This window comes from Pseudoduganella buxea (assembly GCF_009720835.1).
In the GTDB taxonomy this organism is placed as follows: domain Bacteria; phylum Pseudomonadota; class Gammaproteobacteria; order Burkholderiales; family Burkholderiaceae_D; genus Rugamonas; species Rugamonas buxea.
Genome location: NZ_WNKZ01000270.1, coordinates 1 through 385, shown reverse-complemented (window position 1 = coordinate 385; position 385 = coordinate 1). Strand labels below are relative to the sequence as shown.

Annotated in this window: 1 pseudogene; it reads right to left on the bottom strand. The window is 60.8% G+C overall.

The features are described 5' to 3' along the window. Positions 1 to 176 precede the first annotated feature (176 nt). A pseudogene (locus tag GM672_RS28700) lies at positions 177 to 385 on the bottom strand (IS1595 family transposase); the annotation flags it as partial.

Here is a 385-nt window from a genome sequence, read left to right as displayed (position 1 = left end):
GCCAGGCACTGCGTCCGTACGGCCTGGTACTCGTCGATTTCCATGCCCACCTCCGTCTTGGTTCATGCCAACTTACGGTATGACAATGGTCGAGCCAACAAGTTCCTTGCGACCGGGGCACAGCGCCGAAAAAAAAGGCGCTGTCACCCGGTCGCGGTGAACTGTCTCACCGGCATTTAGCTTCCTGCCGGGAACAATGCAGCCCGTAAAAATTGCTGCGGCGTGCTCAGGTGCCGACAGTCGAGCCCGTGAATCCAACCCAGGTAGTGGGGCAGGTAGCGGCTGGCCACGCCGTGAAAGCGGATCAGCCAGGTCTTGAAAACGGCGTGGTAGCGGTTCACGTTCTGGACGTGGATTTCCCCCAGCACCCGCTCGCCCTGGCGCA